The organism is Paenibacillus sp. J22P169, from assembly GCF_059691995.1.
In genome coordinates this window covers 591,751-616,989 of the sequence record NZ_JCAUAO010000002.1, presented here as the reverse complement: position 1 = coordinate 616,989, position 25,239 = coordinate 591,751, and the positions used below count along the sequence as shown (strand labels likewise).

At 46.1% G+C, this 25,239-nt stretch carries 10 protein-coding genes; 6 read left to right on the top strand and 4 right to left on the bottom strand.

Annotated elements, in window-relative coordinates; translation table 11 throughout:
- Positions 1-72: 72 nt before the first annotated feature.
- Complete coding sequence (locus tag AC58QG_RS16920) at positions 73-2,340, top strand: helix-turn-helix domain-containing protein (RefSeq protein WP_497363284.1); 2,268 nt, start codon at positions 73-75, stop codon at positions 2,338-2,340.
- Between the two features lie 39 nt (positions 2,341-2,379).
- Here AC58QG_RS16920 and AC58QG_RS16915 read toward each other — a convergent pair whose 3' ends face one another.
- The gene (locus tag AC58QG_RS16915) at positions 2,380-8,256 is read right to left on the bottom strand and encodes a hemoblobin-interacting domain-containing protein (protein ID WP_497363283.1); all 5,877 of its coding nucleotides are present in this window, start codon (positions 8,254-8,256) and stop codon (positions 2,380-2,382) included.
- A 316-nt stretch (positions 8,257-8,572) separates the two neighbouring features.
- On the opposite strand from AC58QG_RS16915, the gene AC58QG_RS16910 reads away from it, so the two are divergent.
- From AC58QG_RS16910 to AC58QG_RS16890, 5 genes are all read left to right on the top strand, one after another.
- Complete coding sequence (locus AC58QG_RS16910) at positions 8,573-9,664, top strand: hypothetical protein (protein ID WP_497363282.1); 1,092 nt, start codon at positions 8,573-8,575, stop codon at positions 9,662-9,664.
- A 230-nt stretch (positions 9,665-9,894) separates the two neighbouring features.
- Entirely contained in the window at positions 9,895-10,800 is a 906-nt protein-coding gene (locus AC58QG_RS16905; RefSeq protein WP_497363281.1) for an ABC transporter permease, read from the top strand.
- A gap of 13 nt (positions 10,801-10,813) precedes the next feature.
- Positions 10,814-11,665, top strand: coding sequence for a carbohydrate ABC transporter permease (locus AC58QG_RS16900; RefSeq protein ID WP_497363280.1), 852 nt, complete (start codon positions 10,814-10,816; stop codon positions 11,663-11,665).
- A 63-nt stretch (positions 11,666-11,728) separates the two neighbouring features.
- The gene (locus tag AC58QG_RS16895; RefSeq protein WP_497363279.1) at positions 11,729-13,282 is read left to right on the top strand and encodes an extracellular solute-binding protein; all 1,554 of its coding nucleotides are present in this window, start codon (positions 11,729-11,731) and stop codon (positions 13,280-13,282) included.
- Positions 13,283-13,465: 183 nt separating this feature from the next.
- On the top strand, positions 13,466-14,458 hold the full coding sequence (locus AC58QG_RS16890; protein WP_497363471.1) for an aldo/keto reductase: 993 nt from the start codon (positions 13,466-13,468) through the stop codon (positions 14,456-14,458).
- A gap of 26 nt (positions 14,459-14,484) precedes the next feature.
- On the opposite strand, the gene AC58QG_RS16885 is transcribed toward AC58QG_RS16890, so the two are convergent.
- From AC58QG_RS16885 to AC58QG_RS16875, 3 genes are all read right to left on the bottom strand, one after another.
- The gene (locus AC58QG_RS16885; RefSeq protein WP_497363278.1) at positions 14,485-15,312 is read right to left on the bottom strand and encodes an AraC family transcriptional regulator; all 828 of its coding nucleotides are present in this window, start codon (positions 15,310-15,312) and stop codon (positions 14,485-14,487) included.
- 52 nt (positions 15,313-15,364) lie between these two features.
- Complete coding sequence (locus AC58QG_RS16880) at positions 15,365-15,970, bottom strand: pentapeptide repeat-containing protein (protein WP_497363277.1); 606 nt, start codon at positions 15,968-15,970, stop codon at positions 15,365-15,367.
- Positions 15,971-16,430: 460 nt separating this feature from the next.
- Positions 16,431-24,890 carry an endo-alpha-N-acetylgalactosaminidase family protein gene (locus tag AC58QG_RS16875; protein WP_497363276.1) on the bottom strand — a complete coding sequence of 2,820 codons (8,460 nt, stop codon included), beginning with the start codon at positions 24,888-24,890 and terminating at the stop codon, positions 16,431-16,433.
- Positions 24,891-25,239 lie beyond the last annotated feature (349 nt).

Below are 25,239 nucleotides of genomic sequence, written 5' to 3'. Positions count from 1 at the left end.
CGAGGTCAGGTGTTATACTTTATTTCTCTATAACTTATAGAAAGAGTGGGGGAGCCTGTATTGCCACAACTCATGCACTTATGGAAAAATAAAAGCAGTTCGTTATTTTTCAAATTGCTGACAAGCTTTGCCGTGATTATCTTACTCCTGGTCTCGTTTAACTTTCTCTCCTACACTTTCTTCCGCACAAATATCCAGAATGAAATTATTAACAATAACCGCTTGAATTTGAATACAGCAGTCCACAATTATGAGAAGCAAGTCGCGCTCGTCAAAAACTTGGGCTTTAGTTTCTATTTTAACGAAAAGACTGAAATCATGAAAAGCATGTCGCCTCAGTTGGATTATGAAATGATGGCGCAAATTCGCAAAGAGCTGCAATCGACGCTGGCAACCCCATTTTTATATGTACATAACATCATCTATTTCTTCAAAGACAGCTCCTATGTCATTGAGAAGGAAGGCACAAGCCCTGCTGACGTCATGTTCTCCAAATTTTATTATAATGCTGCCTACAGCCTTCCATTTTGGACAGAACAGCTGCAGAAACCAGTCAGTTTCAAAGTATACCCATCCGCCACCTTCATTGAAAAAGGCCCAGAAAAGCCTACGTTAAAGGGCGATTTCATGCCTATTCTAATTAAAAACATTTCCAATCAAAATTTCGCAGTTCTTATCCTGCTCGACAGCCGTAAATTGTACGAGGCGCTCCAGCCTGCCGGAAGCGGTCGCTTCCTTATGTTGGATGAAGAACGGCAGCCGTTATTTTCTTCAACAGGCAATATTACAACGTCCGATCTGCCGCTCGACCATATGACGGATCAACAAGGCTTCCTTGAAATTGAGAAAAGTTACGTCTTTTATCAAAAGGGCTCCGAAACAGGCTATAGCTATATTCACGTTATTCCGCTAGAACGAATCGCTTCACAAATTGTGAAGTTGAATTGGATATTGATAGGACTGCTGGCTATTTCCGTCGTGATCGGGATTGCAGCTTCCATTTTCTTTACGATGAAATTAAATTATCCACTCGCTAGAATTGTGGAGTCGATTAGCCAGCTGAATGCGCCGAATTCACCGCGCAGCCAGATTAAAGAGTTCGATCTGATCAGTGATAAATTGTACGACTTGCAGCGAACGAACCGGGACATTCATGAGGATTTGACGAGTAAAAACTCAGTTCTGCAATACTATATGTACATGAACAAACTGAAGATGATTCATGGGGGCGGCGAAAATGTCAAGATTCCAATCAACAGCGACAAGCCTTACTTGCTAGTCCTTTTCCAAATACATATGAAACAAGCCTTCCTCGAACAGTCGGACATGGAGAAAAATAAGGCCATGTATTATATGCGTGAGTACATCCATTTCCATTTCACCAAATCGCTGCGAGAATCGCTGACTTTTCAAATAGAAAAGGATCAGATCCTGTCACTCCTCTTCTTTGAGCCTGGTAAATCGTTCGATCTTGAGGCTAGTTTGCAAAGTTTAAAACAGGTTTTCGATCTGGACCTGCAATACTGTCTCGTCACGATTGCGACAAGTCCGCTGCAGCATGAAACGGTGGATTTAGCCATTGCTTATGAGCAAGTGCTGGAGCTTGCGAAGCAGCGCAGACTTGCCGACGAGACGCTCATTGTGCGTGAAGATGAGCCCGCTCCTAGAGACTTCGCGCTTAGTGTCGCTGAAGAGCAAGAGTTGACAGCTAACCTATCCGCAGGCAACAGTGCTGCTGTCATCTCCATCGTTACCCGTGTGCTGAATCAGATGCACAAGAAAAGAGCCACCTCTTTGCAGTTCACTGAATTTGCTAGAGACATCGTCGGTCGTGTTACGAAGCTCCTTCAATCCTCGGGTATCGAAACGGATCAACTGCTTGGCCCGCAGCCCTTATCCGATCAGATCATGGAATGCTATAAGATAGAGCAATACATCGATTTGTTCGAGCGGATGCTGACCTCAGCTGCCGAGCGGAACAAACGCAAGAAGTCGCAAAGCGATTACATCACTGATTTTGTCACGGAATATGTGGAGTCCCATTATGGCGAGGACATTTCGCTCGAGCTCTTGGCAGAAAAGCTGAATATTACGGGGGCGTACTTATCCACTTATTACAAAGAGAAGAACGGCATCAATTTCAGTGATTACCTCAACAGCTATCGCATGGACAAGGCTAAGGAAATGCTTGAACAAACCCAGCTGAAAATCCAAGAGATTTCCGATCGCGTCGGTTACCACAACGTAAATTCGTTTATCCGTATGTTCAAAAAGGTCACTGGCGTACCACCTGGAGAGTTTCGTAAAGGGGATGCGCTGAAAGCAAAAACCTCGCCATAATTCGGCGAGGTTTTTGCTTTTGATCATAAAATCATTTCCTCATTCTTTATTCTGGTCGTCGTCTTTTTTACCCTTTAATAGGGACTGCAGGTCTTTAAGCAACAACGCTGCCGCTTCAGACGAGATACGTTTTGATTCCTTTTGAACCTTTTTCGCAAAGTCTTTCAAGTCGCCTTCTTTAAGTGCTTTCAGCAAATCTTTCGCCACATCACTATCAATTGATTTATTGTTTTTAAGTTGATTGACTAAAGTCGTTAATGAATCCAGTATATATTGCGAGTCCCGCAGCAAATAGGTTACCGCTTCCTTGGCTATATGTTTGCCGCTTTGGGATTTCACCTCATCCATAAACTCCCCTAAATCCCCTTGATTTAATTCACTTTGCAGATCCTTTGCACTACCTGAATGATCAATCCATTTCATGTCTTCAAAGCGCGTGACCAACGCTTCTAAAGATTCAAGATTTGTGTAAGTCGAGAACATTACAGTCACTTTTTGTGCGTTTTTCGCCGCATCGTAAGCCGTTACTTCTATTTTATTGGTGCCGAGTGGCAGCGTATAAAGAGGAATACCTACTCCTTGCTTTAGAGGCTTGCCATTAAGTTGAATGATTGTCTTACTGCTGTCAACACCGGATAGACCATCTACCGTTTTAAACTGCGGTGTAAAATCACTGGAATCTAGATAGCTGCTTCCTATGATCGGCGAAGTAACCCTAATTTCCGGACCCGTCGTATCTAGATTAACACTGTTGCTCTTGAGCAGCTCTTGATTCCCCGCTTTGTCAGTTGAGCGATAACTCAGCGTGTACCGCCCGTCTTGTGTAATCGTTATTGGGCCTGTGTAAGGCATCCACGTTGATCCACCGTCAAAACTGTACGCTGTCTGAAACACTCCGGAAAAATCGTCAGTTGCAGTCAACTGAATCGTCACGGGATGAACATACCAACCATTCGATCCGTCCGGTACTGAAGGTGAGACGATACTGACCGTCTCCGGTTTTGTTTGATCCATATTCACAATCTCAATCACCGTTACGATCGCAGTTACAGTCGCTTCCGCCCCTTTGCTGTCAACAGCCTTAAAGTTCAACGTAAACTCACCCGTTGTATCAGGCAGCCAATGGAAGGCGCCTGTAGCTGCATCTAATGTTGCATTTGCCGGCAGATTCACACCACTGTAAGTGACAGCGTCACCATCCGTATCCTCCGCATGTAAGGAGAAATCTACCACTTGGCCAAGCGTCACGCTAGTTGCTGGAATCGAATTCAAGATTGGAGCATGATTGACCAGTACATTCGGTTGCAATTGTACCATGACGTAACCGTTACTTATGCTAAAAGGTACTTCAACTTCATTTAACTTCACCGATGTAACATTAGGCGCATAGATGATCGAAGTAAGGTTCTCGATATTACTTGTCAACAGATACCCAATTTCCAAGATACCGTTATTAATCGATGTGTTCATTGACCCGACGAGCGCAGGATCCATATTTCTCCCTTCAGCATACAAATAACTGATTTCTCCCGCGTTCGCTTGCGATGTATGGTAAATATAATTGCTCGTGCCGTCTGTCAAATCGATCATAAAGCTAGCGTCATCCAAACGGTTTACACTCGCGATCTTGCTGCTGCCGTCAACAGGCTCCAGGATGGATACAAAGGAAGCGTTCTTCCCCTTGGCACGATGAATAACCGTATCGTAATACGTATCGATTTGGGTCGCAGGACCAGGCAATTCACCCACGATTATATCGGAAGCCTTATCGTTCAGTCCAATGATTCGCAGCCCGACATCCTGCTCATTCTTCCATGTACCGCTCCAAACACCGTCTTGCTGAACCTGTCGTGTATTCTGTAAATATTGATAGCCATTTGTCGTCCCGATACTCTCTGGCGCTATAGGATTCATGGTCATGTCGGTTTCAAATTTCCCAAGTCCATGAAGTGTCCAATCATAGGTGTGTTCATCCGCAGAGCTGACATTAAAGATATCAATTGCATAATCATTCGTTAATGCAACCGTTCTTTCATATTGATTTACCCCGTTATAGACATGATTTGCCGTATTCGTACTGATGGCAAAGCGGTCAGAGTCTAGAAACAGTGTCGTGGGGTCAAAGCTTTCTTCATTATTTTCTTTGTAAATCGACTGATCCAAACCGTCTACGAGCACCGTATTATGGCTGAATGTCTTTTTATAATACTGATTATATAAGGAGATACCGTAGGTCGCGGTACTTCCGAAATCTGGCGCTAGCCGTGTTCCTTGACCGAAAAGATCCAGGTTAAGCTTATCGAAATGACCATGCGATTCGCCGTGAAGCCCATAATCAACCAGGGCGAACATTTCATCGGCCCCCGCGCCGGATCTTAAGGCAACATGCCCGATTCCATCAAAGTTTGTACTTCCCAGCTTCAAGGCAGGCGCCGAGGGAATTTCATCCAGTCCGTAGAATACAGCCTGCTCCCCGATATAGGCATCGATATTACCGTCATCCGGGTTCAACTTCCCACCTCGAATTTGGTGATGATCATTATAAATCATGCTGAGCAGTGATTCGTATTCCGCTACATGCGCATAGCCTTCATCTTCGTTTTTGTAATGCGCGTACACCCCTTCATAATCTACAGGAGGCGTGCGCAGCTCAGTACCCACGAGTGATGAGGGATAGCCACCGGAGTCATTATTGTTACTGACGCCCAAATCTGGATAAACGTAGCCGAGCGTCACCTCGAACATTTTTTTGAAATTTGGATGGGCGTATAAATCCCTATCGGGATGCTCAGGTGTAAGTGCATGATACAGCGCTTCTGCCTGCATAAACAACGCACCCTGCACATAGAAGTGATAGCCGATCGCACCTTCCAACCAGAATCCATCGGAAAGCACGCTATTTTGCATTTGGTACAGGAAGCCGCTCTTTCCGTTAATGGAAATATCCATGAGCGACTCATCACGAAGCAGCACGCCGATGATGCCGATGGCCGCATTATGCCACGTTTGGAAGTTGGACGTGCCGTTATCCACTTCCGTCAACGTCTCTGCGGATTGCTTGAATAAGTTCATTTCAATATCAAATTGTTCATCGTTTGCGAATAATCCGCTATTCACAGTCAGATCGTACGCTTGCGCTAGCTTGATGATTTGAACGGCTTCATCCAGCGATTGCCAATATAGCCTTCCGTTCCTCGATTGAAGCGGATAGCTAGGATAATATTTGGCATACGCCAGCAAAATTTCTTTTGTTTTCTCCGCATACCTCACGTCTTCCGTTAAGGAATAAGCTACGGCAAGCGCTTTTGCTGCATCGATATTTTTACGGTGCGTGGTAGATCGCCATGCAAAGTCGAAATCTCCGCCGCTGTAAACTTTGCCGTCGTCAGGACAAGTATGGTTATGGGGCTCATTATAGTTATAGGTTAAAGGTGTATCCCCGCAGTAATACCAAATCGAATGTCCCCCGGGACGGTCGGGGTAATAAAAAGTCGTATTCAGCCACGTGTCCGCTTTCGTCTTGACGGCTGCTAAGTAATCCTTAGCCCATTGATACTTGCTCACCTTCTCTTTCGCCTGAGCGAGTTGAGCTTGGGTTACCATCGTATTCGGGTGCGCTTGGGCGGAAGATGCCCAGTCCACAACTTGCGATTGCAATTTCACGGAAGTTTCGCTGCCATCCGCATCTGAAGTTACCTTTAAAGTGCCATACTTCATATCGTTAACCGCAGCCGTGCTTGGCACCTTCACATGGACATCGACTTGAAGCTCGCCCCCTGGAGCGACTTCCTCCGTCCTACTTGGATATGTCACGGTATACGAGCTATCGAACGTGCTGAAGCCCGGATTCAATGCCAGCTGATAGGTGGTTGGTGCCTTCGATTTATTCGTGATCGTGAACGTATAGTCCAAATCAACACCAGGCTTCGCATAGCGAATGATATTGTCAGTGGACACGTCGACGACCTTTTTCGTTAACACCATGTCGTCAAAATATAAATCCAACGAGGTATCAAGAGGCGGATCGTTCGCATACCACCTCGGATGAATGATAAGTCTGCGATACTCTGCTAACGTTGTCCGTGCTGTAGATTTGGTAAATTTGGCAAGTGGGATCGCGACTTTCTTCCATCCCACCCAATCCACTCTATAGGGAGCGATAAAATAATCGTAGCCCGATACAGTGTTATTATCCGTATCAATGATCATATAAATGTTGTTCCCCGTTGCTTTCCCCGAGTATACCCAAACCTCGAGCTGGTCGTATTGACTCCAGTCTGCTGTGATATCGTTGACGTTAACAGCTACGGCTGGATTGCTCCATTTGGCTGAACTCGCGCCTTCCTTCACATGTGTCGTATCAAGTACCTTGTTGGTCCAACCCGTGAATGTTTCTGAGTTCGTAATGGCTGGTCTACTGTCTGATAGGATGGAGTAATAGAAGCTCGACTCTGCACTCTCTTCCCCGTTTTTCATCGCTTTGGCTACAATCTGTGTGCTGCCTTTTACCGTTATCGGTTCTGAGTAAAGGGTGAAATTCGCATCTACCCCATCTATTTTGTAATAAATAGCCGCCCCTGTCGTCTGTGAACTCAACGCAACCTGAATGTTTGACGGGTACTGCTTAGAAGGCTTATCCGCCGTAACCGGAGCAACCATACCTGCTGGAGCAGTAATCTGCTGTGTAATCAATGAAGGATTATACCCAGTTGCGTTAATCTGAATGCCGTACCCTTTGGCGATGCCAAAGAGACTTGCATCAAGGTGAAGGTTACCAGGTGTAACGGAATACGTTACGCTGGATACGGTTGCTCCATCCACGGTTACGCCTATAATCGACGACCGCCAATCGGGATCATCCGTAAATCCAATGTCCACGGAGTTGCCCGTACTATTGCCTTCTACGTCCGGTGTTAAGATTGGAGCAGCTTTGGTCGCTTGATCAACGATCATCTGATTTACACGAGCAGTGAAATAGCCATTAGCTTCAACGCTGATTTTATACGTTTTTGCCGTTGCAAACGCTTGCGGTTGAAGATGAATATTGCCATCAGAAATGGTATATGAAGCCTCACTAAGCCTTGTTCCATCCACCGTAATGCCAGTAATGTTGCTCTGCCACTCCGTATTTGCAGCAAACGGTAGATCAATCGGGGTTTGTACCGTATTAAGATCGGTATCGGCTGCTAATGCCGGGGTTGTACCGAGCGCTTCTCGTGCGGTCACATCATCGATATAATAGGTTGCTACATTCGAGGAACCCGTTGAAAATTGAATCGTGTCTATAGCCGCCGCATTAGTAAATGTAGCATGAGACACAACCAAAGCCCCATTCACATAGATATCATAAGCTTTAGCCGCCGCATCGGCTTCCAATCGGAGCTTATACCAGCTGTTCGTCGGGAGTGTAACACCAGGCGCCGTGAGCTGTGGGTTGCCATATTTGAATGCTGAGCTGTTCAATACATTTCTTATGATTTGATTTCCGGTGTTGTCCAAGAGGTTCATCTCAATCGTGGCGGAAGACGCCGAAGACGTAGCATACAGACTTGCTTCTGCAATGACTTTGGTCGTCGTAGAAGGATTAGAAGTAAACCTTTTTTTGGCCCTCAAATATTGATTACTTACCGCATCTACCATTGATAGACTGTTTGTACCGCTCACATGCTGAACATCGGAAATGAATGCATTCAGATTCGGTCCCATTGCGGCACCCGTACCACCTACGGTAACTGTATAGTCGGCCAATGTCGCCGGACTTCCACTTGGGGCGTCCCCGCTAGCTAAACTATCAAAGTTATCGCTAATCGGCGCTGGTGTATAAGCTGCATACACCTCTCCCCCCTTGGGTACATAAGCAACGAGCAGTGAAGATAAAATTGAAATCGCAAGCCATTTAGAACGTATTTTTTTCAACTATAACTCCCCTTTTCGAATTTAGTTGATCTTGTGGTGTCTAGCTTCATCCTAAAGGAATGGGATCAGAATAGAAATGTTCACGTTGCTGGAATTCAACCACTTTTATTCAAACCTATAAAAATGATAACAGGTTGAAAAACTGTAGATTGACTCTCAGTGGACATTTCCTAATTCATGGAGTCTGGACAGCTGTTAACTTGTTTTAGGGAAACGATACAATTGTTAACTAGCTATAAAACGGTATAGTCTTTCTCACCAGACAGCGATATACACTAGTGCAGCAGGATCATTTCATTGAAGGAGGATGGCTGGTATGACTAATAGGAACAAAATCTTTATTCTTCTCATCTTGGTGTTTACGTTAACCTTTTCTACAACGGCTTCAGCGACCATTTCGACTATACGAGGTCAGTATCTGGAGAATGCCACATTTCTGTCGCATAATTACGTAAAATACACCAGTTATGTAAGTTTGGTCCCTGATCTAGCCGATAAAATGGAAAATACGTACGCAGTCAATTATTTGTTTCCGAATGTTGGTACGTTAAACAGCAGTGGTGTTATTACGAATGCTGCCACCGAAATGGCGCAGGCCAAAGCGTTCTTAAATCAAATTTATGCGTATGAGCAAGCGAACAATTATCATTTCCGAGTGCTCGCGTGGGTGAATGCCGACAGCTCGGTCGTCGATGTTGGCAATGCAACCGTGAGAGCAGCCATTGTTAATGAAGCCGTAAAGCTAACGAATATCGGGCCAGGTACATATTTTGATGGCGGAAATCGGGCGTTTGACGGTATTATGATGGATTTAGAGCCATCGGGAAATAATGATACCCTGTTTAACAACTATAAACAGCTGATGATTGATATCAAAAGCAATATTTCCAGCAGCAAGCTGACAGGGGCAGCTGTACATAAATACGGTACTGGCAGTGTGTACTCATGGAGTCCAACTTATTACTATTATATGGGACGAAATATCGATGTGCTGGTCGCCATGACCTATGATAGTGCGGCGACAAGCAGCAGCGGATATCAAGCGTGGATGCAGCAGCAGACCAATGATATTTTAAGAGCGGTATCTGGCGTCTACTGGAACGATCCGAGCGGTCACCCCCTACCTACAAACGGAATCAAAGTATTCATTGGACTGCCCGCTTTTCCTAGCAAACCAACCATCCATAATCCCTTGTATGAAAATATTACCTCTGGCGCCAAAGGATTGGATGCCGGCGTAACTGCTCTAAAGAATGATACCTCTGATCCGTCTGAAAATTATTTTAAAGGCGCAGCGATCTATGCCCATGCGAATGGCACAAGTGACCCCGCAGATACGAACGCCTACGGTTATGCAAGCTGGGCTACAGACTGGCCTGCGTTCAAAACCAACTGGCTAATCCCATAAAGAACTAAGAGCTGTTCCTCAGGTCACTTCAGACCTAATGGAACAGCTCTTTTTCATTCCATGCTGGTTACTTATAATCTCATGATCTGAGGCGTATTCATCTCTCCATAAACTTAACATTTCATCACTTATATAAATTATTGAATGTTATCCATAGAAATGTGGATTTAACTTCTTAAGGGTTGTCGGTATGATGAGGGCAATTACAAGAACGAAACGAGGTATTCACGATGGAGCTTATGATGAAAAAAATAAGTAGAAGCCGGTATTTGTTACTATTATTCTTGCCCTGTTTTGTTTGGTATGTCATGTTCAAATATTTCCCCATGTTCGGTATCGTGATATCTTTTAAAAATTACAATTTATACAAGGGCATCTGGGCAAGTGATTGGGTTGGCTTCAAATACTACCTGCAGTTCTTCAAAAATCCGGATTTTTTCATCCTCATGCGTAATACGTTTCTGTTAAGCTTGTACAAATTAATTGTTGGTTTCCCGGCGCCAATTATTTTGGCTCTCCTTTTGAACGAATTAACACATAAGCTGTTTAAACGGTTTGTCCAGTCCGTCAGCTACCTTCCTCATTTTATCTCAAATGTCGTAGTAGCCAGTATGGTCATCATGTTTTTGTCCCCCTCCAGCGGGGTCGTGAATCGAATGATTGAAGCTTTAGGATTTCAACCTATCAATTTCATGGTGAAGGCCGAACTATTTCGACCCATTTACGCTTTATCCGAAATCTGGCAGCACGTTGGATGGGAAACGATTATTTACCTAGCCGCACTAACAGCGATTGACCCTATGCTCTATGAAGCTGCTGAGATCGATGGCGCCTCTCGATGGCAGAAAATGAAAGCTGTAACACTTCCAGGAATTATGCCTGCTATTGTGATTATCTTGATCCTGAATGTCGGCCATGTGCTTGAAGTCGGATTTGAAAAAGTATATCTGCTCTCCAATCCGGCCACTTACGAGACGGCAGACATTATTAGTACTTATGTATATCGCGTCGGTTTAACTCAGGGAAGCTTCAGTTATGCTTCTGCGATTGATTTATTTACTGGGATTATCAGTCTCATATTAATATTAGGTACCAATTATGCGAGCCGTAAATTAGGAGACACAAGTTTATGGTAATAGGAGGACTACGATGAGAAAAAAAATCGGCTTGTTTCAAATTGTTAATTTTATCCTGCTAGCCGGGTTAATCTTCAGTACACTATACCCCTTTATCTATATGGCAGCGGTGTCCCTTAGCTCAAACAATTACGTGTTACGGGGCGAAATCACATGGTTTCCCAAAGGACTTACCCTTGAAGTTTATAAATTAGTACTGAACGACCCGCGTATATTGCAATCTTACATAAACACGATACTTTACGTCATTGTTGGTACGACGATTGCCTTACTCATTACTTCTATGGGTGCCTATGCCATGTCCAAGAAAGAAATGGTCTTTTCCAAAACGTTTACGTTCATGATCATTTTCACCATGTTCTTTAGTGGCGGTTTAATCCCTACCTTTCTCGTGCTTAAATCTTACGGCATTATGGATTCGATCTGGGCCATGACATTGCCAGGGGCAGTGAGTACATGGAACTTGTTGGTCATGCGAACATTTTATGCAAATATCCCCACTGAAGTAGAAGAATCCGGAAGAATGGATGGTTTAACAGATCTAGGTATTTTCTTCCGCATCGTCATACCACTTTCCAAAGCAGCGTTCGCAACAATTGGCATGTTCTATGCCGTATCACTATGGAATAACTTTATGCTTCCGCTGCTGTACTTAAGGGATGCGGATCTGTTCCCACTCCAGATTATACTTCGAAACATCGTTCTTGCCGGTCAAGTTACCAGCTTAGGCGGCGATGTGGAAATTGTAGATGAATCCTTAAAATATACGGTCATTATGGTTTCAACGGTTCCCATTCTCTTGGTCTACCCATTCCTCCAAAAGTATTTTGTACAAGGAGCAATGATTGGTGCAGTCAAGGGTTAATATATAAGGTATATTACTCAAAGGGAAACTCTAAGGGAAAATTAAACAAAAGGGAGTGCTCGAATGAAAATCAAAGCAGTTTCGAAAGCAATGGCAATCGGCTTAATTACCTCATTAGCAATTTCCTCACTTGTGGCATGCACATCCAAGACAGAAACACCTTCCACGGGAGATGGTGCAACGAATGCGCCAGCAACAGCAGGCCAAACGAAGAAAACTTTCTCGATGATGGCAGAATCAGCAGCAACATGGCCTTATACGAAGGACTGGTTAATCTGGAAGCTCATTCAAGAGAAAACAGGTGTTACGATCGATATGCAGGTACCTGCAGGTAAGCCAGAAGATACCATTAATCTAAATGTTGCTTCCGGCAATATGCCTGATATTACTTTTATGACGAATCTTACGCTAGCTAATAAATATGGCCAACAAGGTGCTCTTGCTAACATCCTAGACTATAAAGACCAGATGCCTAATTTCAAAAAGTGGATGGAAAAATATCCGGATATCGCGAAAGCTAATATCGCAGCTGATGGAAAAATGTATCTCTTCCCTAATGAAGGGTTTGGAGAAACAAATCGTATCATTTGGTTGTACAGAGATGATGTTTTCAAGAAAAACAATTTAGCTGCTCCTAAAAATTATGACGAGCTGTATACCGTTCTTAAGAAGCTCAAAGAGCTTTATCCGAAAAGCTACCCTTTAACGTTCCGTACAGGATCTAATGGCGGCATCTTTTCTCACTTAAGTCCGAACTTTGCTACCAATGAAGGGTATTACACAGATGAGGCTACGAAGGAAGTGAAGTACGGCCCTATCGAAGATAACTACAAAACCATGGTGTCTTACTTATCCAAATTTTACAAAGAAGGGCTCATTCCACCCGATTGGTTAACGCTTGAAACGAAGCAATGGCAAGATCAGATGTCAACAGACCAAGCCTTTATTACGATTGATTATATTGGACGAATTGACTTCTTCAATAAAGCGCTTAGAAAAGATAATCCAGCATATAACTTAGCCTTCATGGCACCACCGGCTGGCATTCCAGGCGGCAAGCAGCAAAACCCTTATACTCAAATTGTAGAATCTGGTATGACCGTCTCTTCTAAATCCAAAAGTGTTAAAGACGTTATGCAATTCATCGACTTCTTCTATTCCGAAGACGGCAAAAATATTGCAAGCTGGGGCAAGGAAGGCGAAACGTACACACTCGATGGCGGTAAGAAAAAAATGAAAACAGACTTTGTCGATGTAGCCGATTTGCGTAAGAAAACAGGCTTAGCGACAAACGGAACATACACGTGGATTGATTACGATGCACATTTATCCATGGCTACGCCAGAATTGCAAGCAGCTTATGTTGAAGCAAGAAAGTATGATGGTCCATACCGACCACAACCGTCTTATAACGAAAAAGAATTCGAAGTCATGTCGACAGTCGGCTCAGCGATTGATAAAAATCGCAGTGAATCCATCGCTAAATTTATTCTTGGCACAACAAACATGGATGATTGGACTAAATATGTGGATGGAGCCAAAAAATTAGGCGTACAACAAATCATCGATTCTTATAAGGCTGCTAAAGCTCGTGCTGGCAATGTAAACTTAAAATAATCGGTTATCGATCTCGTAAATGAACCTCCATTTCCACTTACTTCGTGGAATTTGGAGGTTTTTTATTGTGATCGGCCCCCTCCCCAACAGACATTAGGACATAAACAACATCCTTATGAACATTGTCATCTGGATCAAATCTCTCTAGAATGTAACTTATTCACCTAATTAGGAGGTTCAATGATGAGTTATTCAGCTAGTTCATCCAGATATGAGGCAATGACCTATAACCGTAGTGGTCGAAGCGGCCTGAAACTGCCGGCCATTTCGTTAGGACTATGGCACAATTTTGGCGGGATTGACACGTTCGAGAACGGCAGAACGATGCTCAAGAGAGCTTTTGATTTAGGGATTACGCACTTCGATTTAGCGAACAATTATGGCCCGCCGCCTGGTTCTGCAGAAGAGATGTTTGGGAAAATGCTGAAAGGTGATTTCGCTGCATATCGAGATGAGATGATCATTTCGACAAAAGCAGGTTACTATATGTGGCCAGGGCCTTATGGGGAGTGGGGTTCCAAGAAGAATCTTATTGCCAGCCTGGATCAAAGCTTGAAGCGTATGCAAGTCGACTATGTCGACATCTTTTATCATCACCGCCCAGACCCGAATACACCGCTTGAAGAAACGATGGCTGCCTTGCATCAGATCGTTCAACAAGGCAAAGCGCTATATGTTGGTCTTTCCAACTACAAGCCTGAGGAGACGAAAGAAGCTTCCCGAATTTTGAAACGATTAGGGACGCCTTGTGTCATTCATCAGCCGAGTTATTCCATGATGAACCGCTGGATTGAAGAGGGGCTTCAGGATGTATTGGATGAAGAAGGCATCGGCTCGATTGCTTTTTCACCATTATTTAAAGGGATTCTCACTGACCGTTATTTGAACGGAATTGCGCTGGATTCACGAGCTGCAAGCTCAAGCGTTTTCCTAAAAGAGACTGATATTAATGAAGAGCGGATTTCGAAAGTCAGACAACTAAATGCACTTGCGAATGAACGTGGTCAGAAAATGTCTCAAATGGCGCTGGCTTGGGTGCTGCGAGGTGGTCGAGTGACTTCAGCCTTAATCGGCGCGAGTAAAGTCAGCCAAATTGAAGATGCCGCCCAAGCGTTGAAGGCTCCCGTGTTTACCCAAGAGGAGTTAACCGCAATCGATGGGATTCTGAATGCTTAAGTGAGCCAGCGTCTAGATCATTTGTATTACGTCTTATTCCGATATCGTTTGGGCGATACGCCTTTTACGCGTTTAAACATTTTAGAGAAAATCAGTTGATCTTGGTATCCGACTGAATTCGCAATTTCCCCTATGGCATAGTTGCTCTTCTCCAGCAATTCACTTGCTTTATTCATTCGATATTGCAAGAGATATTGTTGGGGAGGCAGCCCTGTCGCTTCTTTGAAAATGGCCGAAAAATATTTGCGATCCAATTTGAGAAGCGAAGCAAGCCCCTCAATTGAAATAGACTCATTATAGTGAGCATGTATGAATTCCATACTTTGGATCATATAACTATCCCACTTATTAGGAAGTACATCTCTGCTCGAAGAGGCTGGAGCCACTTCAAGGAGGGCTGTCATAAACTCATATAAGATCACCTTGAGCTGTAGATCAGCACTGTATGCATGGGCATTAGCCTCTGTCAATTGCTCATACATCGTTGGCATTACTTTCCGATCCATCGGAAAAACGGCATGTTCTGGCGATAATCGTGTTCGAGATAAGATCGATTCCACCTGCGCCCCTTGAAAGCCAATCCACGAATACGTCCAAGGCTCAGCTTGGTCCGCTTCATAATAGCTAATCACATGCGGGTAGATGAGAAATCCTTGCCCCGGATTCAGCTGATGCGTCTCATTTCCGATACGAACAAGTCCTTTTCCTTTATGGATAAAATGTATTTTGTATAAATCACGGACCCCAGGCCCTACGGTATGACCGGGTTTACAATCCTCTTTGCCCCAATACAGCAAATGAAGATCCGGATCCTTCCGATATAATCGTTCCTGATTGTACTGAAAGACTGCCATAATGTAACCCTCGCCTCCTTATTTGCACAGACATTATACCATAAAGGGACTATCAATCTACCTTAGCCCCATATGATAGCGCAAATAAGACGGATTGCTCACGATCGATTCGCATACCTGTCATCGTCAATGATTTGAAATCTACACCTACCATTTTAGCCCCTCTTACATCCGTACCCTGCAGCTTAGCTTTTGCCAGTATAGCCATCGTCAGATCACTATCTCTTAAATCAGCTTTTTCCAAATTGGCTCCTGAGAAGTCTGCTTCATGAAATTTAACTCCACGTAAGTCCTGTCTAACTAATCGGCTATGTCTTAAATTGGTGTATGACCAATCTCCTCGGTAAATCGTAATCCCGTCCAAATTGGCACTTGAAAAATCCGATCCCATCATTTTGCAATGTTCAAATTTCGAGACAAACAGATTCGCTCCGTTAAAGTTACAATTTTCAAACGCGGACTCTTTATGAATGGAGCCGTTTAGCGATGCACCGCGAAAATCACACGCTATGAATCGGCAGTTATTGGACGTGATCTCCTCTAGTGATCCGTTTGCAAACAAACAACTATCAAATGTGCAGCCTATGAGCTCCCCGTATCTTAAATCTTGTGTGCCAAAGTTTACGCCAGTATAAGTCTGATTCATTTGCTGAAACATGAGATGCCTCCTAAGTGTGGTTATTTTAATATAGCACACGGCTGTCAAGTACCTGCATAAACCAAATGTGAAATCAAGAACTATTTTTATGTCGTTAATACAACTGTGAAGCTTGTCAAAGATGCAAAAGTGCAACCTTTTCTACCATTTAAATCTCTCGATCCGAAATGCTTGCAAAAGTGCAACTATTTCTGTCGGTACGCCTCCTTTTGGCACCTTTCGGTGCAAAAGGTTGCACTTTCGCACTAATTTACCTAATTTTATATATTTGACCTAAAAATAAGTGTATTTTTTCATTTTTGACCATATACAAGGCAAAAACAAAAGGAGCCAAGCAGCAAACACGCCGCCTAGCTCCCTTTCCATTACTTATATACCTTGAACTCATACGCCGAGGCGCTTCCACCACTGTAGCTGGAGCCCGTTATACCAGTAGCTTTCGAGCTTGGTCAGCTCCATGTTAGTTTCGTTTCAGAATATTATCCTGAAACCTAACCGCTAGACTTGCCAAGTGAGCTCGCTGCAAAGTGGCGTGCGGGGTCATGGTTCCATCGCCATTACCTTGAAAGATACCCAGCTTGACAGAGATAGCCAGATCGATACGCTCTGACGCCGTCAGCCCTGGCAGATCGTTGAAGTCTTTCAGCCATAACTCATCTGCCTCCTGAATAGACATCGTAGGATTCATGTTCAAAGCCTTCAGAGCGTTGACAATTAATGTCGCTGTCTGAATGCGAGTCATGGGGCTGTCAAAGTCAATGTTATTTTCGGTTATGTCAATCAGCTTACTATCAGTCGCGGTATTGACAATATCAGCATACCATTTGTTCTGATCTACCCCATTCACGGCAGAAGCGTCTTTATTAACCGGAATCCCAAGTGCCCGTAGGAACATCGTGCTGGCTTCTGCAACAGTAACTGACGCTGATGGGGCGAATCTGTTGTCACCCACGCCAACGATCAGCATCAACTCTGCTGCCCTCTTAATTTCATCATTTGCGTAGTGCCCGATCGCATCGATGAAATTGGACTTGACGTTCACCGGCACCAACGTGACATCTCCGCGGACGATGACGGTTACCGTACCATCACTATTCATCTTGGTAGGTACCGGGGTCAACGTACCATCGGCATTCACGATTGCTAATGTAGTGAATTCCGCTTTGTCCTCGTCGGGTTGAATATCTACGGTTACAGCGTAAGGTTTGTTGATATCCCCTGATGTTTTCACAATCACCGGAGGTGCAACTGCCACAATGGTCACACTTGTGTCTGCGTTGTTCGCTGCAGTTGCCGCCACGGCATCTACAGCTGCTTTCGTTTGCTCCGATGTGCCTTCAATGATGGTGGTTGCATCAGTATTTTCCTCAACCTGGAGGATCCACGCATTTTCGACTGGCTTCGGAGTGATCGTCGGGACAGGCTGAGAAGGAGTCTCCGTGCTAGTGTCCCCAGAACCGCTGCCCTCAGAGCCGGTGCCTTCTGAACCGGTGTCTGTCTGCGGTGTGCTGGCACGAGTCACTGCTATCGTATAGGTTTTGTGCGTACCATCCTCTGCGGTAACAAGCACTTCAAATGTATTCAGCCCTACGCTCAAAGATTTTACTCCCGCTCCGCTGACCGTCGCAGCGCTGTGGTTATTTGTGGCAGTGATGGTAATACTGCTGACACTGTAATCCACATTTACTGCGTAGCTCGTAATGTCCGAGCTGAATTCTGGAGACAGTACGCCTCCGCTAACCGTCAGGTTAGAAAGCGTTGCGTCATTGGAAGCGGCTTTCCCAGCACGATTCACAGCTACCGTATAGGTTTTCTGCGTACCATCCTCGGCAGTAACAACTACCTCAAATGTATTCAGCCCTACGCTCAAAGATTTTACTCCTGCTCCGCTGACCGTAGCGCCGATGTGGTTATTTGTGGCAGTAATGGTCATACTGCTGACACTATTATCCACATTTACTGCGTAGCTCGTAATGTCAGAGCTGAATTCCGGAGACAGTACGCCTGCGCTAACGGTCAGATTAGAAAGCGTTGCGTCTCCCGAGTCAACATTGCCTACTTCCACGATTAGCAGATTGTCGATGATAAACGGGTTGGGGTTATCGCTCGGCATCGGTGAGTCATTGTTCCGCAAGATTCCGAACCAAGTCTGGTCGGATGTGCTCACGAACTCGTACTCATAATAACCTTTCCAGTTCGGAACCGCTTTCTTAATGTCGGTGTTGCGGTAGGTGCCGTTGGCCGCCCAGCCTTCAGGCATCGCGGTTATTGGCACGCTGCCGTCTGACCGGTTCGATATCACATTGTTAAAATACGGGCCCATCGTGCCTTGCAGATAATCATGGTGCTGAAGCCCTGTAAATTCCACGGTTGTCGAAGAAACTTTCTGACTTAGTGTCCCTTTCATACCACTCCCGAGCACAAAGGCGAAGATGCCATTTAGGCCGGTCTGGTAGTCAAAGCTGATACGGTATGTCTTGCCCTCTTCAAACCGGAGGCTCTGAGGTGTGGTTTGGTACATGATGCCCGCACTGCCGGTGATGTTAGAGAATGAGGTTTTGCCGTCCACAACCAGATCAACCGGGATGGTCGTGGTATCCCACCATTGGCCAGTAACCGTATTACCCTCTTGGTCTTTCGTTGGCTGCACAAAGTTTCTTACACTTTCGGGAGCGTTACTGCTCCAAACAGGTACAGTATTGTTTTGCGTATAAGGATCATGTCGGCGCTGCATGATTGTTCTGGCTTCACGAAACCCTCCGCCGTTGCCAAGATTAAAGGGTAAGAAGCCCTCAAAAGTAGGTTTGTTGATGGATGTACCCGCTTCAGTTGTTCCGTCCGGCGCGGATTCGAAATCTTGATACAGGATAATTTTCCCGTCCGTCACTGGAATCTTCGGTGTTGGCGTGGTAGTCCTGTACATGCGCACGTTGTCAAAACGCACCTCGCCTTCGCCCGCCTCGGCGTGCAACCGGATTGTTGCCGTAGGTGCATCTGCGGTGAATACGACGCGCATACGGAGCATACTGGTTTTTTCTTTGGAGTCATAGCGGTCATAGTTGAGCAAGACGGAGGAATCTGTGTAACTGGAACGCCTAGCTCCATCTGTATCCACGATGAGTGACGCCTTGCGCGTTTTCCCACGTTGTACCTCCACCATAACCGAAACAGCGTACTCGTCGCCTGGTGTCAGGCCGGTGATTGTCTGGCTGACCTCCGTTTCGTTACCGTCCTTAACGGCAAGCTCCCAGTTGCGGCTTCTGCCATGGTTGTCGGCATTTGAGTTAGGCTGCGCTACGGCTCCGTCAGTGGTGAAGAGTGGCATAGTTGTGTTGTCGTTACGCACTACTTCGGGATTTCCATTTACAGTTTTCCAACCTTTGAGGTTGTTGCCTGTGCTGAAGCCGGGGTTATTCACATATTGTCCCTCGCCAAAGTCGACGTCCACATCCATATCCTGCTGTTCTTTGTACACCACGTACGGGGTTCTTGCATCCGTATTGATAGTAACTTTTCCATTTACTACTGTAAGAACCTGCTCAGTAGACTTGCCCAGGTCGGACAACTTATACATGTAGACGGTATTGAGGCCCGCCCAACTGTCGGGGAGTTCCCAGGTCGTACTGCCGCCGTCATCGTTCCAATGATATAGTTTGATCTCCTTTTGTTCTTGCTCATCAAGCTTTTGCATGTCGCCTTCGTTCCACGGTATCAGGTACTTGGTTGAACCTTGATCCGTGCCGATTGCGTTAACCTGCTCGTAAATCTTCTTTCCGTCTTTTTCCATGATGCGTTTGCTGTTTCTTGTTTCGTTATTGAGGTTCTCATAACCCTCTGCATAAACCTTCACTTCTCCGTTATTAAACTCGATGTAGTCCGCCCAACCATTCTTATCCTTTTCCATGCGCGTAACGGGGAAGTGCTGCATGTACTTGGTTGGGATGTTGTTGCGATAAATTTTCTCAACAATCGAGTCATATTCGTTGATACCATTGTGCACCCAGCCCTCGTAGGAGGTCGTATCGGCGCCCATCAGCAGGAAGGCACTGTTCGGCACTCGGGTTTCCTCAATGTCGGCCTTCCAGTTGTCGGTCGTGTAGTTATCCCAGCGGTCTTTGGAATCGTTGAAGATAAACCGGGCAATATCGCTAGAATATCCCTTGAGCGACGCTGGGCTATAGCTCTTTTCCACGGACCAGTGCGCCCATGCGGCGGAGTCTTCTGCGACGTATGGCCACTCCACGAAATACGCAAGGCCATTATCCTCGTAATCCCGTGCCAGGGCGTTTCCGCGCCAGCCATTGTGAGAGAACACATCGCTGTAAATGAATCCCAAATCCGGGATATCGGTTTTAAAACGATTCATGCGCTCATAACGGCTTTTTTCTTGGCTTGCCTCATTATCATTATCTCGGGTCAACGCATCCAACTGGTCGTCGATTACATAGGCTTGGTGCAGGTAGTAACCGAACGCCACATAACCCTTGCTTCGCGGGGTGATTCCGTCGGCTTGCATTTCGACGTTTTCATAGCTGAACTGGTCAACCTTCGCGAAATACTCTGTAAAGTTGGTGTGAACACCGACAAAGCTGTTGTACTGATTGGTCGTAATGTCGGTAAACTTCCGGAACTCGTCTAAGCCGCCTAGTTGGTCATCGTAGACGCTGAAGTCGCCCCAGTTGCCTGCGTTATGGTATTTTTGCAGGATGATTTGTCCCAAGCCGTCCGTATGCAGCCAGATCCGCTTGGTTTCGTCCACAGATGCCAGATAAGGGTAGTTGGATTCGTTACCCTGTGACATAATCAGCCGTTGTACGACCGCGTCGGCAATTTTGTCCGAGCCGACTGCCACTTTAGCGACGCTGCGGTACTCATTGGCCGCATCCTGCCAGTTAACGATGCCATCGTTATTGTTTTCTTCAGCCAGCACGACCCAGACATGCGGCATATCCCTGTCGTATGGTTCATCTGTATACGTTCTGGTTATTAAGGCTTCCTCTTCTCCGTATCTACCCTCATTATCAAGGAATTTCTTGGTAGCGTCAGGGAATCGCCATACCCAGGATCCGCTGAGCAGACTCGTTGTGACCAGCGAATCGTTTCTCTTGGTGTCAGCGAAAACGCGTCTTGCCACACTGCCGTCCGTCAATCCGAAGGCGTTACTCTGAATGCTGGCGGCCACGCTGCCGTTTGAAACAAAGGCGTAGTTATAATAATCAGAGCCAGTCATCATATCTTTGATATTGTAAAAGCTATCGCCGCTCCTTCCGATGTTGCTTTCCATTTTGGAACCGGCAAATGAGGAGCCAGTAGTAAAATTGCTGACAGTTACCGGATTATGATTCGGTATTTCGATGATGAAAATACGGTTGGCGGGATCCTCCTTAATCTCAATAAAATCAAACTTGAGTACCATCCCCTCGACCGTCGCCTTGATCTTTATTTCCGCGTTCAACTCGGTCACTTGTAGGGTATAGATAACATGCTGGCTGCCGTCTGCGTTCAGGATTGGCTCACTGGATGTAACGACAGGCTTGTAGTTCTTAACCGTTGAACCTGTCAACCCCTGTGACGTATTTAAGCTATATGTCATGCCAGTGGTCAACTTGAGCGTGTCCAGCTTGTTACGGTTGCCGTCGATCTTCGCACCGCTGTCCTTCATCTCATACTGGATGGCACGGGGGAAGTCCCTATCCAGATAGACCTTTACTTCATCGCTTTCAATGCTGAAAATGCTGCTGTTTTCTGCAACCGTCACCGTGCCGGTTGACTTAATCTCTGGATTATATAGGGAAGTCGCCGTAACAGTTGTCTCACCAACATTTTCTCCGACCACTAGGTTGCCGTATACGGACACTATGTCGGTGTTGGCGGCTGTCCAGACAAAGGCTGGCGTAGCGTTCGCTGGGACCGTTGTATAATTCAGCGTTGTCTGGTCCTGATGATTCACGCTAGTGACCGTGGACAGTGTAATAGATGACGGCGGAATCGCTACGTTCTCGGTCACCGTCAAACTGTTAAAGCGTCCAACGGCGTCCTTCGGATTGACGATCGTCCGGATGCCGATTGTATCGCCGGGTTTCAAATACACCGTAACGATGTTCGACTGTTCCGTACTGGTGAGGCTGGCCGTTGTCCTCGTATATAATGTGCCTGCAAGCTGGCCGTTCACAAGCAACCCCAATTGGCCGCTCGCCTGAGAGCTGCCTTTCGCATAGTTCAGGGTGATGTCATACATACCGGGCTTTTTCACGACGGCATCGGGAACGTCGATTTCAATAGACGAGCCGACCGGGACATAGTCCATCGTATCCACAAACCCATTGCCTACCCTAATCCCGCCGCTAAGGCCGGTTAACGCGATCGGGATGTTCTGCGGGACTTCACTGGCGTTGCTATTCCGTACCGCCGCCGGTGGGTCGAATACATTGTTTGCCGTATCCCACAGCGAGACTTGAGCGGTTTTCAACGTAATCTCGCCTTCGTTATTCTTAATGTACAGATTGTACTTAAACGTGCCGCCGGTACCAGTGGACGTAATGACGACGTCCCCAGCCTTAATCGTATGAATCCTTCCAGTCACAGGGTCCACTGTCGCAATCTCCGTGTCACTGCTGCTCCAGGTGAGTGGGAAGCTCACGGGTTCCGGAATAATGATTTCAGTGCCCGACAGAAGGTAGAAGTTGCGGTTGAAGGAATCGTATTGGTAGGACTCCTCTACCTCCCAGACGGAGATATAGTCGATATTCACAAGGCCCTTGTCCGGATAGTCCACTACGTCAAGACTGGAGGTGTCGAGCACCAGAGAAATGGTGTCGCCTTCTTTCAGTCCCATCGTCCAGATGTCGGACTCAACAAACACAAGCTCGCTGTCCCTGCCAGCGAGGGGAATACGGTAATCACCAGGCGTTTTCGGAGAGCCGTCTTCATTTTTTTCGACCTGGTCGTAGTTCACATACACGCTGATATAGTCCTCAATTTCGTAATTGACACGGGAGAACTTCAGCATAAATCCGTATTCACCATCTTTGTGGATGGTAAAAGGGAACGTAACGCCAGCACCGCGCTTCGCCCGATAGGTTTGGGGGTCGCTGCCTGTGTATAAGCCGCCTAGAACAGATCTGTCGTTAGGTTGACCAGCCGGTGGCGACGAGTAGCTGCCATTTGGATACGTTGCTCCGTTGCTAGTGTTACCAATGTTGGTGCGAACTACGGTGCCGCCAAACTTATCCGCGTACGCAGCCTTGTAGATGCCGTTGGCACGCGGGATCAGCACAAGCGCTTCATACGCGTTGCTCAAGTTGCTCAACGCAGTATTAAGTGTTACTGCTAACGCTGTCTCGTCGAGAAGCGAGTTTTTCGCCCCGGCCAATGCCGTGGCAAACGGCACCCATGTAGCCGAGGTGTAGCGGTCTTCTTTAAGACCACGCCCCTCAATGGTCGTGACAAGTTCTTGCAGCGCTTTCCTCGCTCTGCTCTCTTCAGAGCCCAGATCGATCGTCGCGCTGCCTCCCCCGTTGGTGATCGTGAGCTTTACGTTAGAATTAGTGCTATTGACATATATGTCATATATGCCGTCGATCAACGTCTCGTTAAAGACAACCTTGTTGCCATTCTTGACGCCGGTAGCCTTTACGACACTTTCTTGCATCAGTACGAACTCCATTTCGCTAATGTCAGGATGCGGTTCTCCATCCAGAAGCACCGTCAGCTCTGGCTTCTTGGAAACGGATATATTCTCAACCCACATTAGCCTTGTAGCATTGTTATTGCCTGAGTTCCTTGTATCAAGCACCCGGAGCTCACCAATGTTAGTAGGATTTTTTGCCCTGAACGCAAAGTCAGTGGCTATTTTTGTCTCCGATCCGCCATCCGGCGTTACCCATGCGCTGTATGTTTTAGTAGTCATATTAATCGTAATTTTTACATGATACACCTTATTTGCCACTAAAGGGGAAATGACATCGGCACCCCACCCTGTGCCGTTATATGCGCCAATACCCGTATTGAACCGCACAAGGGCGTTCATTTTGTCGACATCCGCATTCGCTGCGGCACCACTTTGAACCAAGGAGACTGCCGTGTTCGGGCTGGTTGCCGTTGTGACATAGTCGAACTGAACCGTCATTTGTCCACTAGTCAAAACCTCCGGCAGTGTATAGTATGCTTTAGCAGCATTTGCGCTATTTCTGCCCGCAGCGTACAGCCTCAGACTTCCCTTCACGATGCAGAGCACATCAATCTTTTTGTCCAGATTGTTAATCGTGATCGCGTCGGTGGTTTGATTGTTGGCCCCTTCACCGCTCCATTTGTACGAATACCCGGCTTCGAGCACGTCCGGCGGCGATGACATCGCCCCCCTTCCTTCGGCGGTAATCACTAACGTTTTGCCGCCGAGAACCACAGCACCGCTGGCAATGAAGTTGTCGTTGTATTTAGCGATGATAGCTGAACCATTAGACGAACCAGTATCCTCTGCCCTGAATTCAACCGTGTAGTAGTTGAGCGTTTTGGCAGCGGTTCCAGAGACGGCGACTGTTTCGCCAGTGTCGACGCTGCCATCAAAAATGTTATATGTGCCGTCATAAACGTCAAATGTAACCGTGCCGCCAATGTCGGAACCGTTATCAATTATTTCCCCATTCTGCCGCAGCGTGAACGTTTTGCCGTGCCCGCCAAACGGCTGGCCGTCTTTGTTGATGGTAAACGTTACATTGGGAGCGCTTGCAGAGAGCGGCTGTATGACGGTTTGTTGTCCGTCTCCTCCGCCCTGCTCGAGCGTCTCCCCCACCACGCTGATCAACTCAGCCTCGGATCCATGTGGGTCGGCTGCAAATGCTGTCAATGGCGCAAGGTTATCGCCGATTAACGACAGCATCATGACCAAAACCAATATCATGCTCAGAATCCTGCATTTCATTTTGCTCAAATTTTTTCCCTCCCAATTAATTGTAAATTCGCGCTGGCTTGCGGTTTTGCCTATGCTTGTTTGGTACCAACACTTGTTGCCCGAGTACCTGCCTCCAAGTATGCTTCACCGGTTAGAGCCTGAATACTGCTTAGTTCTCAGTTCCATTGTATTTAAGTATGAAATACAGGCATCTAGAGAATAAATCAGTCCATCTTAGAAATCGTCAGTAGCTATTTCTGAATGAGAAAACCTTCTATCGAAGTCCTTCGAGGGCGAGCAGCTGCTATTCTACTCCACAAAGTGAAGATAAGCTTCGAAGTAAATTCCGTCCGCAACGAGTGGTAACTCCCTCGACCAG